18 protein-coding genes, 2 rRNA genes and 1 pseudogene are annotated in these 21768 nt (G+C 64.4%); 17 read left to right on the forward strand and 4 right to left on the reverse strand.

Features of this window, described 5'->3' with window-relative positions; all coding sequences use genetic code 11:
* Positions 1-46: 46 nt before the first annotated feature.
* The 10 genes from AAG689_RS00020 (at position 47) to AAG689_RS00065 (ending at position 11903) form a co-directional block, all read left to right on the forward strand.
* A 23S ribosomal RNA gene (locus AAG689_RS00020) occupies positions 47-2922 on the forward strand.
* Positions 2923-3047: 125 nt separating this feature from the next.
* A 5S ribosomal RNA gene (gene rrf / locus AAG689_RS00025) occupies positions 3048-3160 on the forward strand.
* Positions 3161-3291: 131 nt separating this feature from the next.
* A complete protein-coding gene (locus AAG689_RS00030; protein WP_406624260.1) occupies positions 3292-3699 on the forward strand; it encodes a MerR family DNA-binding transcriptional regulator in 408 nt (135 codons plus the stop codon).
* A gap of 53 nt (positions 3700-3752) precedes the next feature.
* Positions 3753-4943 (forward strand): isovaleryl-CoA dehydrogenase, encoded by a 1191-nt coding sequence (locus AAG689_RS00035; protein ID WP_024001999.1) that lies wholly within the window; start codon positions 3753-3755, stop codon positions 4941-4943.
* 50 nt (positions 4944-4993) lie between these two features.
* Positions 4994-5653: a carbonate dehydratase gene (gene can, locus AAG689_RS00040; protein WP_020230000.1), complete on the forward strand. Its 660-nt coding sequence runs from the start codon at positions 4994-4996 to the stop codon at positions 5651-5653.
* Between the two features lie 24 nt (positions 5654-5677).
* Positions 5678-7504, forward strand: a complete 1827-nt coding sequence (gene aceK / locus AAG689_RS00045; protein WP_406624261.1) for a bifunctional isocitrate dehydrogenase kinase/phosphatase — start codon at positions 5678-5680, stop codon at positions 7502-7504.
* Positions 7501-8694 carry an acetyl-CoA C-acyltransferase gene (locus AAG689_RS00050; RefSeq protein WP_406624262.1) on the forward strand — a complete coding sequence of 398 codons (1194 nt, stop codon included), beginning with the start codon at positions 7501-7503 and terminating at the stop codon, positions 8692-8694. The genes aceK and AAG689_RS00050 overlap by 4 nt, the downstream gene beginning before the upstream one ends.
* A gap of 68 nt (positions 8695-8762) precedes the next feature.
* Entirely contained in the window at positions 8763-9431 is a 669-nt protein-coding gene (locus AAG689_RS00055) for an SDR family oxidoreductase (protein ID WP_406624263.1), read from the forward strand.
* A gap of 17 nt (positions 9432-9448) precedes the next feature.
* Positions 9449-10576, forward strand: coding sequence for an acyl-CoA dehydrogenase family protein (locus AAG689_RS00060; RefSeq protein WP_406624264.1), 1128 nt, complete (start codon positions 9449-9451; stop codon positions 10574-10576).
* 203 nt (positions 10577-10779) lie between these two features.
* Positions 10780-11903 (forward strand): IS3 family transposase gene (locus tag AAG689_RS00065; RefSeq protein ID WP_406622737.1). Its coding sequence is split into 2 segments (ribosomal slippage): positions 10780-11035 and positions 11035-11903, totalling 1125 coding nucleotides; the frame shifts between segments, so codons are not numbered across the junction.
* Between the two features lie 54 nt (positions 11904-11957).
* On the opposite strand, the gene AAG689_RS00070 is transcribed toward AAG689_RS00065, so the two are convergent.
* Together AAG689_RS00070 and AAG689_RS00075 are read right to left on the reverse strand one after the other, a co-directional pair.
* A complete protein-coding gene (locus AAG689_RS00070) occupies positions 11958-12164 on the reverse strand; it encodes a hypothetical protein (protein WP_406624265.1) in 207 nt (68 codons plus the stop codon).
* A gap of 244 nt (positions 12165-12408) precedes the next feature.
* Positions 12409-13107 (reverse strand): class I SAM-dependent DNA methyltransferase, encoded by a 699-nt coding sequence (locus AAG689_RS00075; protein WP_406624266.1) that lies wholly within the window; start codon positions 13105-13107, stop codon positions 12409-12411.
* A 71-nt stretch (positions 13108-13178) separates the two neighbouring features.
* Between AAG689_RS00075 and AAG689_RS00080 the strand changes: the two genes are divergently transcribed.
* Entirely contained in the window at positions 13179-14060 is an 882-nt protein-coding gene (locus AAG689_RS00080) for a LysR family transcriptional regulator (RefSeq protein WP_406624267.1), read from the forward strand.
* Between the two features lie 107 nt (positions 14061-14167).
* Here the strand turns inward: AAG689_RS00080 and AAG689_RS00085 are convergent, their stop codons facing one another.
* On the reverse strand, positions 14168-14914 hold the full coding sequence (locus tag AAG689_RS00085) for a sulfite exporter TauE/SafE family protein (RefSeq protein ID WP_406624268.1): 747 nt from the start codon (positions 14912-14914) through the stop codon (positions 14168-14170).
* Positions 14915-15017: 103 nt separating this feature from the next.
* Between AAG689_RS00085 and AAG689_RS00090 the strand changes: the two genes are divergently transcribed.
* Positions 15018-15965, forward strand: a complete 948-nt coding sequence (locus AAG689_RS00090; protein WP_406624269.1) for a LysR family transcriptional regulator — start codon at positions 15018-15020, stop codon at positions 15963-15965.
* 9 nt (positions 15966-15974) lie between these two features.
* The gene (locus AAG689_RS00095) at positions 15975-16388 is read left to right on the forward strand and encodes a YchJ family protein (RefSeq protein WP_406624270.1); all 414 of its coding nucleotides are present in this window, start codon (positions 15975-15977) and stop codon (positions 16386-16388) included.
* Between the two features lie 72 nt (positions 16389-16460).
* Here AAG689_RS00095 and AAG689_RS00100 read toward each other — a convergent pair whose 3' ends face one another.
* Positions 16461-17204 (reverse strand): GntR family transcriptional regulator, encoded by a 744-nt coding sequence (locus AAG689_RS00100; protein ID WP_406624271.1) that lies wholly within the window; start codon positions 17202-17204, stop codon positions 16461-16463.
* A gap of 40 nt (positions 17205-17244) precedes the next feature.
* On the opposite strand from AAG689_RS00100, the gene AAG689_RS00105 reads away from it, so the two are divergent.
* From AAG689_RS00105 to AAG689_RS00120, 4 genes and pseudogenes are all read left to right on the forward strand, one after another.
* Positions 17245-17994, forward strand: a complete 750-nt coding sequence (locus tag AAG689_RS00105) for an enoyl-CoA hydratase/isomerase family protein (RefSeq protein WP_406624272.1) — start codon at positions 17245-17247, stop codon at positions 17992-17994.
* A 44-nt stretch (positions 17995-18038) separates the two neighbouring features.
* Positions 18039-19001, forward strand: coding sequence for a Bug family tripartite tricarboxylate transporter substrate binding protein (locus tag AAG689_RS00110; RefSeq protein WP_406624273.1), 963 nt, complete (start codon positions 18039-18041; stop codon positions 18999-19001).
* Complete coding sequence (locus tag AAG689_RS00115) at positions 18998-20167, forward strand: CaiB/BaiF CoA transferase family protein (protein ID WP_406624274.1); 1170 nt, start codon at positions 18998-19000, stop codon at positions 20165-20167. The genes AAG689_RS00110 and AAG689_RS00115 overlap by 4 nt, the downstream gene beginning before the upstream one ends.
* A 35-nt stretch (positions 20168-20202) precedes the next feature.
* A pseudogene (locus AAG689_RS00120) lies at positions 20203-21759 on the forward strand (malonate--CoA ligase); the annotation flags it as partial.
* Between the last annotated feature and the right edge of the window lie 9 nt (positions 21760-21768).

The following is a 21768-nucleotide window of genomic DNA, read 5'->3' on the forward strand; positions in this document are numbered from 1 at the left end:
TTTGAACTCAAATGGAGGCTTCTCGCAAGAGAGGTCAAAGTTATAGGGTCAAGTGACTAAGAGCATGTGGTGGATGCCTTGGCGATGATAGGCGACGAAAGACGTGATAGCCTGCGATAAGCTTCGGGGAGCTGGCAAATAAGCATTGATCCGGAGATTTCTGAATGGGGAAACCTACCCGCAAGGGTATCGCTGACTGAATACATAGGTCAGCGAGGCGAACCGGGTGAACTGAAACATCTCAGTAGCTCGAGGAAAAGACATCAACCGAGATTCCGAAAGTAGTGGCGAGCGAAATCGGAGGAGCCTTCTAGTGATAGCACGACTGTTAGCAAAGCGGCATGGAAAGGCCGGCCATAGTGGGTGATAGCCCCGTATGCGAAAACAGACGTGTGGTACTGAGCTAGAGAAAAGTAGGGCGGGGCACGAGAAACCCTGTCTGAACATGGGGGGACCATCCTCCAAGGCTAAATACTCATCATCGACCGATAGTGAACCAGTACCGTGAGGGAAAGGCGAAAAGAACCCCGGGAGGGGAGTGAAATAGATCCTGAAACCGCATGCTTACAAAAAGTCGGAGCCCTTAGGGGTGACGGCGTACCTTTTGTATAATGGGTCAGCGACTTACATTCAGTGGCGAGCTTAACCGAATAGGGGAGGCGTAGAGAAATCGAGTCCGAATAGGGCGTTCAGTCGCTGGGTGTAGACCCGAAACCAAGTGATCTATCCATGGCCAGGATGAAGGTGCCGTAACAGGTACTGGAGGTCCGAACCGACTAGTGTTGCAAAACTAGCGGATGAGCTGTGGATAGGGGTGAAAGGCTAAACAAACTTGGAAATAGCTGGTTCTCTCCGAAAACTATTTAGGTAGTGCCTCAAGTATTACCTGCGGGGGTAGAGCACTGTTTTGGCTAGGGGGTCATGGCGACTTACCAAACCAAGGCAAACTCCGAATACTGCAGAGTACAGCTTGGGAGACAGAGCACCGGGTGCTAACGTCCGGACTCAAGAGGGAAACAACCCAGACCGCCAGCTAAGGTCCCTAAAATTGGCTAAGTGGGAAACGAAGTGGGAAGGCTAAAACAGTCAGGATGTTGGCTTAGAAGCAGCCATCATTTAAAGAAAGCGTAATAGCTCACTGATCGAGTCGTCCTGCGCGGAAGATGTAACGGGGCTAAGCCAGTTACCGAAGCTGCGGATGCACAGTTTACTGTGCGTGGTAGGAGAGCGTTCTGTAAGCCTGTGAAGGTGTCTGGTAATGGATGCTGGAGGTATCAGAAGTGCGAATGCTGACATGAGTAGCGTTAAAGCGGGTGAAAAGCCCGCTCGCCGTAAGCGCAAGGTTTCCTACGCAACGTTCATCGGCGTAGGGTGAGTCGGCCCCTAAGGCGAGGCAGAGATGCGTAGCTGATGGGAAACAGGTCAATATTCCTGTACCGATCAATAGTGCGATGTGGGGACGGAGAAGGTTAGCTCAGCCAACTGTTGGATATGTTGGTTCAAGCCTGTAGTCGTGCCCGGTAGGCAAATCCGCCGGGCTGAGATGAGGGGTGATAACGAGTGTGCTTGCACACGAAGTGAGTGATACCCTGCTTCCAGGAAAAGCCACTAAGCTTCAGCTATTGACGACCGTACCGCAAACCGACACTGGTGCGCGAGATGAGTATTCTAAGGCGCTTGAGAGAACTCAGGAGAAGGAACTCGGCAAATTGATACCGTAACTTCGGGAGAAGGTATGCCGCAAGTAGGTGAACTTGTACAAAGGGAGCCCAAAGCGGTTGCAAAAAATCGGTGGCTGCGACTGTTTAATAAAAACACAGCACTCTGCAAACACGAAAGTGGACGTATAGGGTGTGACGCCTGCCCGGTGCTGGAAGATTAAATGATGGGGTGCAAGCTCTTGATTGAAGTCCCAGTAAACGGCGGCCGTAACTATAACGGTCCTAAGGTAGCGAAATTCCTTGTCGGGTAAGTTCCGACCTGCACGAATGGCGTAACGATGGCCACACTGTCTCCTCCTGAGACTCAGCGAAGTTGAAATGTTTGTGATGATGCAATCTCCCCGCGGAAAGACGGAAAGACCCCATGAACCTTTACTGTAGCTTTGTATTGGACTTTGAACGGATCTGTGTAGGATAGGTGGGAGGCTTTGAAGTGAGGTCGCTAGATCTCATGGAGCCAACGTTGAAATACCACCCTGGTGCGTTTGAGGTTCTAACCTAGGTCCATTAGCTGGATCGGGGACAGTGCATGGTAGGCAGTTTGACTGGGGCGGTCTCCTCCCAAAGTGTAACGGAGGAGTTCGAAGGTACGCTAGTTACGGTCGGACATCGTGACGATAGTGCAATGGCATAAGCGTGCTTAACTGCGAGACTGACAAGTCGAGCAGATGCGAAAGCAGGACATAGTGATCCGGTGGTTCTGTATGGAAGGGCCATCGCTCAACGGATAAAAGGTACTCTGGGGATAACAGGCTGATACCGCCCAAGAGTTCATATCGACGGCGGTGTTTGGCACCTCGATGTCGGCTCATCTCATCCTGGGGCTGTAGTCGGTCCCAAGGGTATGGCTGTTCGCCATTTAAAGAGGTACGTGAGCTGGGTTTAAAACGTCGTGAGACAGTTTGGTCCCTATCTTCCGTGGGCGCTGCAGATTTGAGGAAGCCTGCTCCTAGTACGAGAGGACCGGAGTGGACACACCTCTGGTGTATCGGTTGTCACGCCAGTGGCATCGCCGAGTAGCTAAGTGTGGAAGAGATAACCGCTGAAAGCATCTAAGCGGGAAACTCGTTTCAAGATGAGATCTGCCGGGGCCTCGAGCCCCCTGAAGGGTCGTTGTAGACCACGACGTTGATAGGCTGGGTGTGGAAGGCGTGCAAGCGCTTGAGCTAACCAGTACTAATTGCCCGTGCGGCTTGACCCTATAACTTTGACTGCCCATCCACAGGCGCAGTTCATGACTAGTTATGCCAAGCACGCAATCAAGTTAAAGAGTCGACTCTATGAATTCGCCGCTGTGGCATCGCGCCGCAGCAGCACCAAGTTATGCCTGATGACCATAGCAAGTTGGTACCACTCCTTCCCATCCCGAACAGGACAGTGAAACGACTTCGCGCCGATGATAGTGCGGGTTCCCGTGTGAAAGTAGGTCATCGTCAGGCTCTTACAGCCCAAACCGCCCCCCTGTACCTACGTGCAGGGGGGCGTTTTGCTTTACGGGGCGTATCGGTGCTGTAGCATCGGCGTTGACGTCCACGTCAATACGCCTTCCATGCCCTCCCGCTCCGCTCCCATGGCCACCTACTCCATCAGCGACCTCGCCAAAGAGTTCGACCTCACCACGCGCGCCATGCGCTTTTACGAGGACATGGGCCTCCTGCAGCCCGAACGCGCCGGGTCAGGGGGACGCAACCGGGTCTACAGCGCACGCGACCGCACGCGCCTCAAACTCACCTTGCGGGCCAAGCGCCTGGGGCTCTCGCTCACCGAAGCCAAGGAAATCATCGATCTCTACGACAGCCCGCGGGACACGGGTGTGCAGTTGCGCAAGTTCCTGGAAGTGCTGCAGCTTCACCGCAGGCAGCTGGAGTCGCAGATGAGGGACCTGCAGGCCAATTTGGATGAGGTTTGCGAGCATGAGCGGGAAGCACGCGAACTACTGACAAAAATCGAAAGCGCCCATTCAGAAAGTATTGGATAATTGACGTTTACGTAAACGTAAGATCTCTACTTCTATCCTGCCGGAGACAATCCATGAGCATTTCCACCCCGTTGCCAGGCCTGAACTTCCAGTTGGGCGAGGACATCGACGCCCTGCGCGATGCCGTCCGTGAGTTCGCGCAGGCCGAGATCGCCCCGCGCGCGGCGGAGATCGACCGTACCGACCAGTTCCCCATGGACCTGTGGCGCAAGTTCGGCGACCTGGGCGTGCTGGGCATCACCGTGCCCGAGCAATACGGCGGTGCGGACATGGGCTACCTCGCCCACATGGTGGCCATGGAGGAAATCTCGCGCGCAAGCGCCTCCGTGGGGCTGTCTTACGGCGCGCACAGCAACCTGTGCGTGAACCAGATCAACCGCAACGGCAACGAGGTGCAGAAAGCCAAGTACCTGCCCAAGCTCATCAGCGGCGAACACGTGGGCGCGCTGGCGATGAGCGAGCCCGGCGCGGGCTCCGACGTCATCAGCATGAAGCTCAAGGCCGAGGACAAGGGCGGCTACTACCTGCTCAACGGCAACAAGATGTGGATCACCAACGGCCCCGATGCCGACACGCTGGTGGTCTATGCCAAGAGCGAGCCCGAACTGGGCGCGCGCGGCGTGACGGCCTTCCTGATCGAGAAGGGCATGAAGGGCTTTTCCATCGCCCAGAAGCTCGACAAGCTCGGCATGCGCGGCAGCCATACCGGCGAGCTGGTGTTCGAGAACGTGGAAGTGCCTGCCGAGAACGTGCTGGGTCAGGTCAACGGCGGCGCCAAGGTGCTGATGAGCGGCCTGGACTACGAGCGCGCCGTGCTCACCGGCGGCCCACTGGGCATCATGCAATCGGTCATGGACAACGTGGTCCCCTACATCCACGACCGCAAGCAGTTCGGGCAGAGCATCGGCGAGTTCCAGCTCATCCAGGGCAAGGTGGCCGACATGTACACCGTGCTGCAGGCGGGCCGTTCCTTCGCCTACACGGTAGCCAAGAACCTGGACATGCTGGGCACGGAGCACGTGCGCCAGGTGCGCAAGGACTGCGCCAGCGTCATCCTCTGGTGCGCCGAAAAGGCCACCTGGATGGCTGGCGAGGGCGTACAGATCTACGGCGGCAACGGCTACATCAACGAATACCCGCTGGGCCGCCTCTGGCGCGATGCCAAGCTCTACGAAATCGGTGCCGGCACCAGCGAAATCCGCCGCATGCTGATCGGCCGCGAACTGTTCGCCGAAACCTGCTGACGGCTGCCGCGGCGCCGCTCCTGCTTCCCTCCCCACACAAGGATTGCCTGATGACTACGACCTCCATCGAAGAACTGTTCGTCCACAACCGCGCCTGGGCCGAGCAGATGGAGCGTGAGCGGCCCGGCTTCTTCACCGGCCTGATGTCGCAGCAGAAGCCCCGGTACATGTGGATCGGCTGCTCCGACAGCCGCGTGCCCGCCAACCAGATCACCGGCCTGGAGCCCGGCGAGGTGTTCGTGCACCGCAATGTGGCCAATGTGGTGGGGCCCAGCGACCTGAACTGCCTGTCCACCATCCAGTACGCGGTGGACCAGCTCAAGGTGCAGCACCTGATGGTGGTGGGCCACTACGGCTGCGGCGGCGTGCTGGCGGCGCTGGAGGATGCTCGCATCGGCCTGGCGGACAACTGGATCCGCCACGTGAAGGACGTGCGCGACAAGCACGTCGACTTGCTCAAAACCCTGTCGCCCCAATGGCGCCACGATGCGCTGTGCGAACTCAACGCCATCGAGCAAGTGGTCAACGTGGCGCAGAGCACGGTGCTGCAGGACGCCTGGGCGCGCGGCCAGCAGATCACGCTGCATGGTTGGTGCTACAGCCTCAAGAACGGCCTGATCACCAACCTGCACATGACGGTGCCAGGCGTGGGCGGCCTGGAAGAGGTGCACCAGAAGGCGGTCGAGATGGTCGCCAGCCGCCAGCGCTAGCACCGCGGGCGCGGCAGCCTGGCCATGTTTCCCGAACGGCTCGACGCCCCCCAGGCCCACCACATCGCCAAGGCGATGATGGACGGCTTCAACCGCCATTACCGCCTGTTCCGCGCCGAGTCCGCGCGCGCCAAGCACCGCTTCGAGACGGCCGACTGGCATGGGCAGCAGCGCGCGCAGCGCGAGCGCATCGAGTTCTACGACCTGCGCGTGCGCGAATGCGTGCGCCGGCTCGACAAGGAGTTCAACGCCGGCGCCCTGCCCATGGACGTGTGGCACCAGGTCAAGCTGCACTACATCGGGCTGATGGTGAACCACCTGCAGCCCGAACTGGCGGAGACCTTCTTCAATTCCGTCACCACCAAGATCCTGCACCGCACGCACTTCCATAACGACTTCATCTTCGTGCGCCCGGCGGTCAGCACCGAATACATCGAAAGCGACGAGCCTGGCGCCCGCCCCACCTACCGCGCCTACTACCCCCAGGGCGAAGACCTGCGCCAGACCGTGGCCCGCATCCTGGAGCACCTGGAACTGCAGCGCGGCTTCGAGGACCTGGTGCGCGACGCTGCGCGCGTGGCGCGGGCGGTGCAGCAGCGCTTGGGACCGGCGAAGCTGCGCACCAACTTCCAGATCCAGGTGCTCGCCAGCCTGTTCTTCCGCAACAAGGGCGCGTACCTCGTGGGCAAGGTCATCAACGGCTACACCGAACTGCCCTTCGCCCTGCCCATCCTGCACGGCGAGCGCGGCCGGCTCGTGGTCGACGCGGCGCTGTTCGGCGAGCGCGACCTGCAGATGCTGTTCAGCTTCGCGCGCGCCTACTTCATGGTGGACATGGAGATCCCCAGCGCCTACGTGCAGTTCCTGCGCGGCCTCATGCCGCACAAGCCGCGCGCGGAGCTCTACACCGCGCTGGGCCTGGCCAAGCAGGGCAAGTCGCTGTTCTACCGCGATTTCCTGCACCACCTGCGCTACTCCAGCGACAAGTTCCGCATCGCCCCCGGCATCAAGGGCATGGTCATGCTGGTGTTCGACCTGCCCAGCTTCCCCTACGTGTTCAAGCTCATCAAGGACCATTTTCCGGCGCCGAAGGACACCACGCGCGAGCAGGTCCAGGCCAAGTACCAGCTCGTCAAGCAGCACGACCGCGTGGGCCGCATGGCCGACACGCTGGAATACAGCCTGGTGGCGTTTCCGCGCAGCCGTTTTTCCGATGCGCTGATCGAGGAGATCCGCAGGCATGCGCCCAGCCAGCTCGAGATCAGCGACCGCGATGGCGACGGCCAGCAGGAGGTCATCATCCGCCACCTCTACATCGAGCGGCGCATGATTCCGCTGAACATCCACCTGCAGGAATGCTTCGACGCGGGCCTGGACAAGCCCGACGCACGCAGCGCCATGGAGCATGCCGTCACCGAATACGGCAACGCCATCAAGGACCTCGTGGCCGCCAACATCTTCCCCGGCGACATGCTGTGGAAGAACTTCGGCCTCACGCGCAACGGCAAGGTCGTGTTCTACGACTACGACGAGATCGAATACCTCACCGACTGCCACTTCCGCCGGGTACCGCCGCCGCGCAACGAGGAAGAGGAGATGAGCGGCGAGGCCTGGTACAGCGTCGGCCCGCGCGACGTGTTCCCCGAGACCTTCGGCCCCTTCCTGCTCGGCAACGACGCGGTGCGCGAGGTCTTCATGCGCCACCACGCCGACCTGCTCGACGTGGCGTTCTGGCAGTCGCACAAGGAGCGCATCCAGGCAGGCCACGTGTACGACGTGTTCCCCTACGACACCGAGCGGCGCTTCGGCGCCGTCCCTTCTTCATCCATCACTTCAGGAGACTCGACATGAACCCATCCCAGAGCGACCCCATCGTCATCGTCGGCGCAGCGCGCACGCCCATGGGCGCCTTCCAGAGCGACTTCGCCGACCTCGCCGCGCACGACCTGGGCGGCGCCGCCATCCAGGCCGCCGTGCAGCGCGCGGGCGTCAACCCCGAGAAGGTGGACGAAGTGCTGTTCGGCAACTGCCTCATGGCGGGCCAGGGCCAGGCGCCCGCGCGCCAGGCGGGCTTCAAGGGCGGTCTGCCGCGCAGCACCGGCGCCGTGACCCTCTCCAAGATGTGCGGCGCGGGCATGGAAGCCACCATCCTGGCGCACGACCAGCTCGTCGCCGGCAGCCGCGACGTGATGGTCTCCGGCGGCATGGAGAGCATGACCAACGCGCCCTACCTGCTCAAGAAAGGCCGCGGCGGCTACCGCATGGGCCACGACAAGGTGTTCGACCACATGATGCTCGACGGCCTGGAGGACGCCTACGAACCCGGCCGCAGCATGGGCACCTTCGGCGAGGACTGCGCCGCCAAGTACCAGTTCACGCGCGAGCAGCAGGACGCCTTCGCCATCGCCAGCGTGCAGCGCGCGCAGGAAGCCACCCGATCCGGCGCCTTCCAGGCCGAGATCGCGCCCGTCACCGTCAAGACCCGCAAGGGCGACGTCACCGTTGCCCAAGACGAAGGTCCGCTCAAGGCGCGCCTGGACAAGATCGGCAGCCTCAAGCCCGCGTTCAAGAAGGACGGCACCATCACCGCCGCCTCCAGCTCCAGCATCAACGACGGCGCCGCGGCGCTGGTGCTGATGCGCGAGTCCACCGCGAAGGCGCTAGGCTGCAAGCCCCTGGCGAAGATCGTGGGCCACGCCACGCATGCCCAGGCGCCCGAGTGGTTCAGCACTGCGCCCGTGGGCGCCACCGAGAAACTGCTCAAGAAGATCGGCTGGAGCGTGGCCGACGTGGACCTGTGGGAGATCAACGAAGCCTTCGCCGTCGTGCCCATGGCGCTGATGGCCGAGCTGGACATTCCGCACGAGAAGGTCAACGTGAACGGCGGCGCCTGCGCGCTGGGCCACCCCATCGGCGCCAGCGGCGCGCGCATCCTCGTCACGCTGCTGCACGCGCTACAGGCGCGCGGCAAGAAGAAGGGCCTGGCCACGCTGTGCATCGGCGGCGGCGAGGCCACGGCGATGGCGATCGAGCTGGTTTGATTGCTATTGTTTAGATAGCTTCTGGCGCTTGCTGCATAAGCGCTGGAAGCCTTTTTGGTGCATAACCCATGACAACCATCCTGGTGATCGGCGCCTCGCGCGGCATCGGCCTCGAATTCGTGCGGCAGTACCGCGAGGCCGGCTGCCGCGTCATCGCCACCGTGCGCGACGACGCGGGCCGCGAGCGCGTGCAGGCCCTGGGCGCGCAGGCGCTCACGGTGGACGTGGCCCACCCCGCGAGCGTGAGCGGGCTGGCCTGGATGCTCGACGGCGAGAAGATCGGCGTGGCGCTCTACGTGGCCGGCGTCATCCGCCGCCCCGGCGCGCTCACGCCGCCCACGCGCGAGGACTTCGATGCCGTCATGCACGCCAACGTGCTCGGCGCCATGCAGGCCATCCCGCAGGTCGCGCCGCTGGTGGCCGATGCGCGCGGCGTGTTCGCCTTCCTGTCGTCGTCCATGTCGCAGATCGGCAGCGTGCCGGGCAGCGACTCGTGGCTCTACCGCACGAGCAAGGCCGCGCTCAACATGGCCGTGGCCGCCGCGCAGCACGACTATCCCGGCGCCACGCTGGTCACCATCGACCCCGGCTGGGTGCAGACCGACATGGGCGGCGCCGCCGCGCCGCTCACCGTGCAGGCCAGCGTGCGCGGCATGCGCGAGACGCTCGCGGGCCTCACCCCCGCCGACAAGGGCCGCCTGCTGCACCACGACGGCCGCCGCGCCGCCCATTGGTAATACAACAAGGAGACAGCATGCTGCTGACCCAAGACCAGGAAATGATCCGCGACGCCGTGCGCGACTTCGCTCAAGACCAGCTGTGGCCGCATGCCGCGCGCTGGGACAAGGAACACCACTTTCCGAAGGAGGCGCACCAGGGCCTGGCGCAGCTGGGCGCCTACGGCATTTGCGTGCCCGAGCAATACGGCGGCGCCGCGCTCGACTACGTGAGCCTGGCCCTGGTGCTGGAGGAAATCGCCGCGGGCGACGGCGGCACCAGCACCGCGATCAGCGTGACCAACTGCCCGGTCAATGCCATCCTCATGCGCTACGGCAGCGAGGCGCAAAAGCAGCAATGGCTCGCGCCCCTGGCGCGCGGCGAAATGCTCGGCGCCTTCTGCCTCACCGAGCCGCACGTAGGCTCCGACGCATCGGCGCTGCGCACCACGGCCGTGAAACAGGGCGACGCCTATGTGATCAACGGCGTCAAGCAGTTCATCACCAGCGGCAAGAACGGACACGTGGCCATTGTCATCGCCGTGACCGACAAGGGCGCGGGCAAGAAAGGCATGAGCGCTTTCCTCGTGCCCACGAACACGCCCGGCTACGTGGTGGCGCGGCTGGAGGACAAGCTGGGCCAGCACAGCAGCGACACGGCGCAGATCAATTTCGACAACTGCCGCATCCCCTTTGACAACCTCATCGGCGCCGAGGGCGAGGGCTACAAGATCGCGCTGGGCGCTTTGGAAGGCGGGCGCATCGGCATCGCCGCGCAGAGCGTGGGCATGGCGCGCAGCGCCTTCGACTTCGCCGTGCAGTACGCCAAGGAGCGCGAGAGCTTCGGCCAGCCCATCTTGAACCACCAGGCCGTGGGTTTTCGCCTGGCCGACTGCGCCACGCAGATCGAGGCCGCGCGCCAGCTCATCTGGCACGCCGCAGCGCTGCGCGACGCGGGCCGCCCCTGCCTGAAGGAAGCGGCCATGGCCAAGCTGTTCGCCAGCGAAATGGCCGAGCGCGTGTGCAGCGCCGCCATCCAGACGCTGGGCGGCTATGGCGTGGTTCAGGATTTTCCCGTCGAGCGCATCTACCGCGACGTGCGCGTGTGCCAGATCTACGAAGGCACGAGCGACGTGCAGAAGATCATCATCCAGCGCGCGCTATGAAGGAAATAGGGCGAAAGCGCCCGTGTATCAAGTGCAAAAAGCTATCTTTTCGATAGCTATTGGCGTTTGGCGTAGCAGCTCGCCTGCATCTGCCGGGCTGCGGCCAGCACGGCGGCGGTACCGGAAAACATCGTAGTGACCTGCTCCCTATAGGGCGTACCAGTTGAAGGTTAGTAGAGTCCGTTTTCAGAGGAAGAACGGACATGAAGAAGAGCAGATTCACCGACGAGCAGATCATCGGATTTCTCAAGCAGGCCGAGGGCGGCATGCCGGTCAAGGAACTGTGCCGCCTGGGCGGCTTCAGCGATGCGACCTTCTACAAGTGGCGTGCCAAGTTCGGTGGCATGCAGGCTAGCGAGGCCACGCGGCTGCGCGAGATCGAGGGCGAGAACGCCAAGCTCAAGAAACTGCTGGCCGAGGCCCATCTACACATCGAAGCGCTGAAGGTGGGCTTCGGGGTAAAGCGCTGACCCCGCAGGCCAGGCGCGAGGCCGCTGCCAGGATGGTTCAAGAACTGTCCATCAGCGAGCGCCGCGCCTGTCGCTATGCGGGGTTGTCCAGAACCAGCTACCGGGAGCCGCCCAGCATGAACGAGTCCACAGCCAGCCTGAGCACGCGCATCGTCGAGTTGGCGCATGAGCGCCGGCGCTTCGGCTACCGGCGCATCCATGACCTGTTGGCCCTGGAAGGCCATCAGGTGAACCACAAGCGCGTGTGGCGCCTGTACAAGCTGGCCAACCTGTCGGTGCGCAAGCGCCGCAAGGTCAAGCGTCCCACGGGCGAGCGTCAGCCCTTGGTGAGCAGCCGCCATGTCAATGACACCTGGAGCACGGACTTCGTGATGGACGCACTGACCAATGGCCGGCGCATCAAGTGCCTGACGGTGGTCGATGACTTCAGCCGCGAGTGCGTGGACATCGCGGTGGATCACGGCATGGGCGGCGAGTACGTCGTGCGCTTGCTGGACCAGGCCGCGCAGTTCCGAGGCTATCCACTGGCCATCCGCACCGATCAGGGGCCGGAGTTCACCAGCCGGGCTTTCATTGCGTGGGCAGCGGCACGAGGCGTGCGGCACCTGCTCAACGATGCAGGCTGTCCGACCCAGAACGCCTACATCGAGAGCTTCAACGGCAAATTCAGGGATGAGTGCTTGAACGAGCAATGGTTCGAGACGCTGGTGCAGGCTCGCCAGGAGGTGGCCCGATGGCGGCGTGACTACAACGAGGTGCGGCCCCACAGTTCACTGGGGCGCATCTCGCCGGCCAGCTTTGCTGCCTTGCATCGCCAGCGCGCTGGCGATGCAAGGCAATCACCGGAGATCAAGTAGTCTCCACAACCTTGGACTCGCTAACTCGGGACTGGCACGTCTAACGGGGGCAGGTCACACCAGATCATCGCCGCCGTTGTTCCGCAGGGTCACGCTCTTGCCGCTGCCCAAGCCATCCAGCGTGCCTTCGATGAATAGGCCGCCGGCCGGGGGCTCGTCATCGCCGCTGCCGCCGCAGGCAGCCACGGCCGAGGCCAGGCACAGCGCGGCCAGCGCGCGGCGGCGCGGGCTGGCAAGAACGGGGAGTGGGGGGCGGGGCATGGTGTGCGTCCTTCGTCAAGAGAAGAATGAAGGCTGCATCGTGTGGCGGCCGGCGCCGCCTGACTTGAAGAAACGAGCACGCTGCCCTGCCTAAACTGCCGCGCATGGCAGACTTGAACGAACGTGATAAATGGGACATGGACGCTCCTTGGTCAGTGGGAGAAAAATCCGAGCGGCGGCAGGCCGCCAGATACCGGCCCTGTGGCCGGGATCAGGTGCCGCTAAAAAGGGAAAAACGAAAAACTCAGCCGGGCTTGCGGGCCACGATGAACACCCGGATGTCCTTGCCCCGGGTGCCGTGCCGCTCGACGGCCTCGACGTGCAGGCCCTGGCGGGCGATGGCGGCCGTCAACCCGCGTTCGCCAAGGCACCGCACTTCAGGCGCCTTGCCCAGCGCGCGCGCCAGCGGTATGGCCAGGTGCGGGATCAGCGGGTTCATCTCGGCGATGCAGGGCGTCTTGGAGACCAGCAGGCCGCCCGGGCGCAATGCGCGGGCTGCCAGCAGCAGGGTCTGGTCGAGATCGCTCACCAGGTGCAGCAGGTTGAAGGCCAGCACGGTGTCGTAGCAGGCCTGCCCCCAGGTGCCGGCGTCGGCATCCGCCACGGCCAGGCTCAGTTGCGCCATGGGCTGGGCCGCCAGCCTTTCGCGGGCGATGGCGATCATCCCGGCGGAAACGTCCGTCGCCAGCATGCGCCGCGTCAGGGGCGCCAGGCGCAATGCCGTGCTGCCGGTACCGCAGCCCAGTTCCAGCACGTCCTGCGCTTGCCCGGACGCGAGCAGCAGCGCCTGCACACGCCGCAGCGTGGCTTCGTACCCCGGCATGTCGGCAATCGCGCCGGCGGCGTATTGGGGCGCGATGCGGTCCCAGAAGCGGGCCTTGCGGGCGGCGGATGGAAGGACAGCCGTGGCCGTGAGCGGAAGATCGGTGGCGGGAAAAGGCATGGGATGGATGCTATCCATGCATGTTTCATCAGGAAATTGCGAAAAATCGCAGCCAACATATACATTTGCGTATGGAAGATCTCGACTGGAACCAGCTCAAGGCGTTTCTCGAAACGGCGCAAACGGGCTCTCTTTCCGCCGCCGCGCGCAAGCTGGGCCTGACCCAGCCCACGCTGAGCCGCCAGGTGGCCGCCATCGAGCGTCGCATGGGCGTGACCTTGTTCGAGCGCGTGGGCAAGGCAATGGCGCTTACCCCCACCGGGCTCGACCTGCTGGAGCACGCCCGCGCCATGGGCGCCGCCGCCGAGGCCCTGGGCCTGGCCGCCACGGGGCGCTCGCAGGCCGTAGGCGGGGTGGTGTCGGTCTCGGCGACCGACATGGTGGCGGCGCATTTGCTGCCGCCGCTGGTCCGGCAACTGCGGGGCGAGGAGCCCGGCATCGCCATCGAGATCATTTCGTCCAATGCCGTGAACGACCTGCTGCGCCGTGAGGCCGACATCGCCATCCGCCACGTGCAGCCCGAGCAGCCCGACCTGATCGCGCGCCGCATCGGCGATGCCAGCGCGGGCTTCTATGCGTCGCAAGACTGGGTCGCCGCCCACGGCCACCCGCGCACTGCGCAGGAGGCTGCCCATTTGCCCTTCGTGGGCTCCGACCGCGCGGGCCAGTACCTGGCCTACCTGCGCCAGCACGGCCTGCCGCTCGGCGAGGGCAGCTTCAGTTGCTATTCGGACCACAACGTCGCCCACTGGGCGCTGGTGCGCCAGGGCATGGGCATCGGCGCGATCATGGACGACATCGCCCGCGAGACGCCGGGCGTGGTGCGTGTGCTCGACGACGTGCCACCCGTTTATTTCCCGATCTGGCTGGTGTCGCACCGCGAACTGCGCACCTCGCGCCGTATACAGCGGGTGTTCGAGGCGCTGGCGCAGGGGCTGTCGGGGAGCGGTTGAACGCGCCTGCGCACTGTCATTTGCTATGTTTTTAATAGCTTTTGGCGCTTTTCTGGAAAGCGCTGAGGGCGATTTTGACTCATGGGATTGGCCAGGCGCGCCGTGCGTCAGTCCACCAGCCTGGGCAGCGCCGACGCCAGCAGCGCCACGCCCGAGGCCGTGAGCAGCCCCAGCACGATCTGCCGGAAGCGGGCCTCGCTGATGCCGATATAGAGGCGCGCGCCCAGCAGCGTGGGCACCAGCATGGCCGGCGCGACGATGGCGAACGGCGGCAGCATCTCGCGCGTGACCACGCCCGTGGCGAAGTAGGTGCCCATGGTCACGGCCAGCATCGACAGGTTGAAGTTCTGGATGATGGAGCGCTGCGCGTCCTTCTCGTAGCCGCGCAGCGTGCACCACAGCGTGGGCAGCGCGCCAGTGAAGCCGCCGATGCCGCCCATCACGCCGCCCGCCAGGCCCACCGCACCGTCGGCCAGCCGCCCGCCCGCCGTGATGCGCGGCAAGCGCGACGACAGCAGCATCGCCGGGCACCATACCGCCAGGAGCAGGCCCAGGATGGCCTTGAACCAGTGCATGTCCAGGTGCGGCAGCAGTGCCACGCCCAGCGGTATGCCCGCCAGCCCTCCGGCCACGAAGGGCAGCAGCCGCCGCCAGTCGAAGCCGCGGCGCACCGTCGCGGCCGCCAGCACCTGCCCCGTCAGCGCGCCGAACACGGCCAGCGTGGCTGCCAGGCGCGGCTCCAGCGCCCAGGCCCAGAACGACATGGCCACCATGCCGAAGGCGAAGCCCGAAAGGCCCTGCACGAAGCCCGCGACCACCGCGCCCAGGGCCACCACGAGATACACCGATTCCATTGCCGTCCTCCCATCCGTCGTCGTGCGGATTCTTGCGGCGATGGCATAAGCTGCGCATTGTATGTTTCTATAAGGCCATATCCTTCTGCTTATGCCTGCCGCCATGCCGCCCTTGGTCCACCGACTCGCCACGCGCCTGCGCATGAAGCACCTGCTGCTGCTCCAGGCCATCGGCGCGCACGGCACGCTCACGCGCGTGGCCGAGCACATGGCCACCAGCCAGCCGGCCGTCACGCAGGCGCTGGCGGACCTGGAGGCGCTGTTCGGCGCGCCCCTGTTCACACGCTCGCCGCGCGGCATGGAGCCCACCGCGCTAGGGCGCCTGGTGCTGGCCCGCGCACAGACCATGCTGGCCGACCTGGGCCACTGGGCGCAGGACATCGAGGCCGCGGGCCACGGCCGCGCCGCGCACCTGCACGTGGGCGCCATCCCCTTCCTGCCCGGCCGCTTGCTGGCGCGCGCCATCGACCGCACGCGGCCCGCGGGCCAGCGCATCACGGTGACGCTGCACGAGGACACCAGCGACCGTCTGCTGGCGCGCCTGCGCGCGCACGAGCTGGACTGCGTGATCGGCCGCGCCTCCGCCATCCTCGACATGGCGGGCCTGCGGCACGAGGTGCTCTATGCGCAGGAGCCGCGCCTGATCGCGCACCGGCGCCTGGCCGCGCGCCTGGCGCGCCGGCCGCTCGCTTGGGCCGAACTGGCCGGCCTGGAGTGGGTGATGGGCGCGCGCCAGACCCCGATGCGCGAGCAGATCACCGACTTCTTCCTGCGCGCCGGCGTGGCGCCGCCCGCGCCCTTCGTCGAGAGCCTGTCGGTCAAGGTGATCGGCGAACTGGTGGCCGCCAACGAGCGGGCCGTCTCCATCGTGCCGGCCGACGTGGCGCAGGAACTGGTGCGCATCGCCGGCGTGGCCATCGTGCGCCACCGCTTCGGCTGGACATTGCCGCCCATCACGCTGTTCCAGCGCGCGGCCGGCGCGCAGCACGAGGAGCAGCGCCTGTTCGCGCAGGCGCTGCGCGCGGTGAGCGCGGAGATGGCCGCTGCCTAGAATCGCGCGATGTCTTCTGTCTCCTCCGCCTGCCCCTGCGGCCGCACCCGTTCCCCGGGCCGGCCGCTGCCCTATGCGCAGTGCTGCGGCCGCTACATCGGCGACTTCGCCGGTTGCCCCGCACCCGACGCCGAGAGCCTCATGCGCTCGCGCTACACCGCCTTCACGCGCGAGGACGCGGCCTACCTGCTGGCCACCTGGCACCCCAGCCACCGCCCCTCCGCGCTGGACTTCGACACCGGCGCGAAGTGGCTGGGGCTGGAGGTGCGCACGCACCGCGCGACAGGGCCCGATGCGGCCGAGGTGGAGTTCGTCGCGCGCTGGCGCGTGGCGGGGCGGGCGGTGCGGCTGCACGAGCGCAGCCGCTTCGTGCGCGAAGAGGGGCGCTGGTACTACCTGATGCCTTGCGCCACCGATGCGTAGAAAGCCGTGGCGGCTTCTGTGGCGCGCTTTATTGCAGAGAGGGCAGGGCTAGAAACAAGAGCGCGGCATCGACTACAGGCCGCTTTCGTCCTTGCCGGTGCGCTTGCGGCGGTGGTTCGGGCTATAAGCCGCTGGTGGGGGCGAGCGAAGAATCATGTCCGCAAATACCCGCCCGCCCGCGGAGATGTGGTCGCGCATGGCTTCGGCCGCTGCCTCGCTGTCGCCGAGCAAAATGGCTTTCACGACAGCCTCATGCTCTGCGTGTGAGCCTGCAAGCCGTTTGGCCGTTTCGAACAGCTTTCCTCGGTAGGGAGCAATGCGCAGCCTGACCTGGCGCGTCTGCTCCACGATGAATGCATTGCCGCTGGCCTCGTAGATCACGTCATGCAGCAGCACATTGGCGCGCTCGTAGCCGACCGAATCCCCAGACTCGGCGCAACGCGCGGTCTGCTCCAGAGCGCGTGCCAGACGCTCCTTCTGGCCCACGTTGATGCGATGGGCTGCCAGGCGTGCCAGCACGCCCTCCAGTTCGGCCAGCCCTTCCATCATCGCCACCAGTTCGCGGGCATCGAGATGCCGCACATAGATCCCGGCGCGAGGCCGAATGCTCACCATCCCTTTGGCGGCCAGCAGCAGCAATGCTTCGCGCACGGGCGTGCGCGAAGTGGTGAACCGTGCGCACAGGGCCTGCTCATTGATGGCCATGCCTGGCTGCAGCCGGCCGCTGCGCAAGTCGTCTTCAAGCGCCAGCCGGATGCGGTCCTGGAGGCTTTGTGCTCCTAGGGTTTGTGCCGATTCGGACGAAATCTGGTTCATTTTCTAATTGAAGATATATCTATGAATTAAATTGGTACATATGCAGCCCGGCCTCGAACTCTCTGACCATATCGCTACGATCACGCTGCGGCGGCCTTCTGCAGCCAACAAGTTATCCCCTGAAGACCTGCCAGCTCTCATTGCGCACATCGATCGTATCAACCAGGCGGACGACATCCGCGTCGTGGTTCTGCGCAGCGAGGGAAAGTACTTTTGCAGTGGATATGATATATCAGAGGTAAGAAACAGCCAGAACAAAGGCAGCAGCTTTGGCGAGATGGTCGATGCCATCGAGCACTGCAGGGCCGTGACCATCGCGGTCGTGCAAGGAGGGGTCTATGGCGGCGCGACCGACATGGCCTTGGCATGTGATTTCCGGGTGGGCAGCACCGATGCGGAGATGTTCATGCCCGCTGCGCGGCTGGGCCTCCACTTCTACCAGGCAGGCCTTGAGCGCTACGTGCACCGGCTTGGACTGGACGTGGCCAAGCGTCTTTTCTTGACCTGTGAGCGCCTGACGGCCATGGAGATGAAGGGCTGCGGCTTCTTCACTCATCTCGCCACGCCGCAGGAACTGCAGGCCCAGGTGGATGAACTGACGGCCACCTTGAGTGCCATGGCTCCCCTGCCGCTCTTTGGCATGAAGAAGCATTTGAACCTGATTGCCCGCGGCCTGCAGGACTCCGAGGCAATTGCCCGCGATGTGCTCCGTACGGTCCAGTCGGAGGACCTGCAAGAGGGCGGCGCGGCTTGGCGCGAGAAACGCCCGCCCGCCTTCAAGGGCCGCTGACCGGACAACCGTTTTCCCTACACCAACACACAGGAGACAAAGCCATGTTCAAGAAAACCCTCGTGGCTGCGCTGGCAGCCGCATCGTGCACCGTTGCCCTGGCGCAGGGCTACCCCTCGCGGCCTATCACGCTGGTGGTGGGCTTTCCGCCGGGCGGTGGCGCGGATGCCGTGGCGCGCATCGTCACAGACAAGCTGGGCAAGGTGCTGGGGCAGCCCGTCGTCGTGGACAACAAGCCGGGGGCAGGGACGACGCTGGCTTCGGACATCGTGGCGCGCGCGCCTGCGGACGGGTACACCTTGCTGCTCGGCAGCGCGAACCTGTATGGTTCCGACCAACTGCTCTACAAGAGCGCGAAATACGATGGCGTGAAAGACTTCACGCCCATCTCCCGCTGGGCCGTGTCTCCCATGCTGCTGGCCGTTCGGCAGGGTTTTCCAGAGCAATCGGTACAAGGCCTGATCGATCTGGCACGCAAGACACCGGGCAAGTTGACGTACTCCTCGTCGGGGACGGGCGTCATCACCCATCTGGCGGGACTTTCGTTTACGCAGGCCACGGCCATCGACATGCTGCACGTTCCGTACAAGGGCGGGGCACCGTCCTTGCAGGCCGTCGGAGCAGGAGACGTGGACATGACGTTTGGCTCGCCTCCGTCGGTATTGCCTCTGGCACAGGCCAACAAGCTGCGCATGCTGGCCGTCACGACGGCTGAGCGCTCCCCCTTGTTTCCTGATTTGCCGGGCATGAGGGAGTCGGGTGTCAAGGACTACGACTTCACGCTCTGGTTCGGCCTGTTCGGCCCGGCCGGCTTGCCTGCCGATGTGTCCAAGAAGCTCTTCGATGCCAGCGTGCAAGTGCTGGGCGATCCGGAAGTCAAGGCCAGGCTGGAGAAGCAGGGCAACCTGGCTGTGCCGTCCGCATCCCAGCAGGAGTTCAAGGACTGGGCATTGAAGGAGGGGAAGGGATCGAAGGCGCTGACGGAGCGTTCTGGAGCCGGGCTGTGAACGAATTGCCGCTGCATGGCATCACGGTCGTGGACCTCACCCGCGTGCTGGCAGGGCCTTTCTGCACGCAGACATTGGGGGACATGGGGGCCCGGATCATCAAGGTGGAGCAGCCGGGAGTGGGAGACGATGCGCGTGCCATTGGTCCCTTCATGGGAGACGCTTCGGCCTACTTCATGTCGGTCAACCGGAACAAGGAATCCATCGCATTGGATTTAAAGGCCGAGGGCGACCGTGCAGTCTTCGAGCGTCTGCTGGAGCGTGCGGACGTGCTGGTGGAGAACTACCGGCCGGGAACCATGGAGAAGCTGGGATATGGCTGGGAGCAGTTGCAGGCGCGCTACCCGCGCCTTGTCATGGTGTCTATCTCCGGTTTCGGCCAGACGGGCCCCTACCGCTCGCAGCCGGCCTATGACATGGTGGTGCAGGCCATGAGCGGCATGATGAGTGTGACGGGGCATCCCGACGCAGGTCCTTGCCGTGTCGGTGTCTCCATCGGCGACCTCGGGGCCGGGCTCTATGCGGTGGTCGGAACGCAGTCGGCCCTGTTGCGCCGGGCCCGCACGGGCAAAGGCGAGCGGGTGGATGTGTCCATGCTCGATTGCCAGGTGGCTCTGCTGGAAAACGCGGTTGCGCGCTATGGCGCGACAGGCAGCGTCCCCGGGCCCATCGGCTCGCGCCATCCATCGATGACGCCTTTCGACGTCTATGCCGCAGAGGACGGCTATCTGGTGATCGCCGTTGGCAACGATGGATTGTTCAAGCGGTTGTGCGAACTGCTGGGCCTTCCTGGCCTGGTGGACGACGATCGTTTCAGGACCAACGCGTCGCGCTGCGCGCATGAAGCTGCGCTCAAGCGCATGTTGGAAGACAAACTGCGTGGGCACTCTCGCGCACATTGGCTCAAGCTGCTGCAAGACAACGGAATCCCGACGGGGGAGTACCACTCGGTTTCAGAAGTGGTGGAGCACCCGCAGATCCAGGCGAGAGGCATGCTGGCCGAGGTTCTCGCGCCCAGCGGGGAGTCGCTCGGCGTGGCAGGCAATCCGCTGATGGCGGGCGGGGGCAAGCAAGTCGTCCGGCGGCAGCCGCCAGCGCTGGACGGCGACCGGATGCGGATCCTGGAGGAACTGGGACTCGCGCATGCGCCAGGCGAAGGCGATTGATGTTCAGCTATCGAAGGTGAGATCCAGATGTCCAGCAACAACCTTTTTCCGCGCTGCGCGCCGCCTTCCCCCGCGACCTGGAGCAGATCGCCGTCGAAACCACCTCGGCGGCAGGCGAGCCGCTGCGCTACACCTGGCGCGACCTGGACCGCGCCAGCGCCCGCATCGCCAACCTGCTGGCCTCGCTGAAGCTGCCCGAAGGCAGCCGCGTGGCCGTGCAGGTAGACAAATCCGTCGAGGCCATGCTGCTGTACCTCGGCACGCTGCGCGCGGGCTACGTGTTCCTGCCGCTCAACACCGCCTACCAGAGCGCCGAAATCGAATACTTCGTGGGCAACGCCGAGCCCGCCGTCGTCGTGTGCACGCCCGCCAACTTCGGCTGGGTCTCCAAGATCGCCTTCACCGCCGGCACGCAGCACGTCTTCACCCTGGGCGACGACCGCACCGGCAGCCTGCTGGAGCGCGCCGCGCACCATGGCGACGAACACACGCCCGTGGCGCGCGCGGCCGACGACCTCGCCGCCATCCTCTACACCAGCGGCACCACCGGCCGCAGCAAAGGCGCGATGCTCACCCACGGCAACCTGCTGTCGAACGCGCAGGTGCTCCAGGACTACTGGGGCTGGAAGCCCGGCGACGTGCTCATCCACGCGCTGCCCATCTTCCACGTGCACGGCCTGTTCGTGGCCATCCACGGCGCGCTCATCAACGGCAGCAAGATGATCTGGATGGCGAAATTCGACCCCAAGGCCGTCATCGCCGCCATGCCGCGCGCCACCGTCTTCATGGGCGTGCCCACGCTCTACGTGCGCATGCTGGCCGAGCCCGCGCTCACCCAAGCCGCCGCCAGCCACATGCGCCTGTTCATCGCCGGCTCGGCGCCGCTGCTCATCGAAACCTTCAAGGAATGGCAGGACCGCACCGGCCACACCATCCTGGAGCGCTACGGCATGAGCGAAACCATCATGCTCACCAGCAACCCTTATGCGGCCGATGCGCGCTACGGCGGGCAGGATGAGCGGCGCGGCTCCACTGTGGGTTTCCCGCTGCCGGGCGTGGGCCTGCGCGTGGTGGACGACGCGGGCAAGGAAGTGCCTGTGGGCGAGATCGGCAACATCCAGGTGCGCGGCCCCAACGTGTTCAAGGGCTACTGGCGCATGCCCGAGAAGACCAGGGAAGAATTCAGCGCCGATGAACATGGCGGAAAGTGGTTCAAGACCGGCGACGTAGGCAAGGTCGACGAGCGCGGCTACGTGAGCATCGTGGGCCGCAGCAAGGACCTGATCATCAGCGGCGGCTACAACGTCTACCCGGCCGAGATCGAGGGCTACATCAACGAGATGCCCGGCGTGGCCGAAAGCGCGCTGGTCGGCGTGCCGCACCCGGACTTCGGCGAAGTGGGCGTGGCCGTGGTTACGCCCAAGCCCGGCGCGAAGCTCGATGGCGAGGAGATCATCGGCGCGCTCAAGAGCCAGCTGGCCAACTTCAAGATCCCCAAGCGCTGCTTCGTCACGGCGGAGCTGCCGCGCAACGCCATGGGCAAGGTGCAGAAGAACCTGCTGCGCGAGCAGCACAAGGGGTTGTTCGCCTGAGACGCGCAG

Source organism: Acidovorax sp. SDU_ACID1 (assembly GCF_045291395.1).
GTDB lineage: Bacteria > Pseudomonadota > Gammaproteobacteria > Burkholderiales > Burkholderiaceae_C > MR-S7.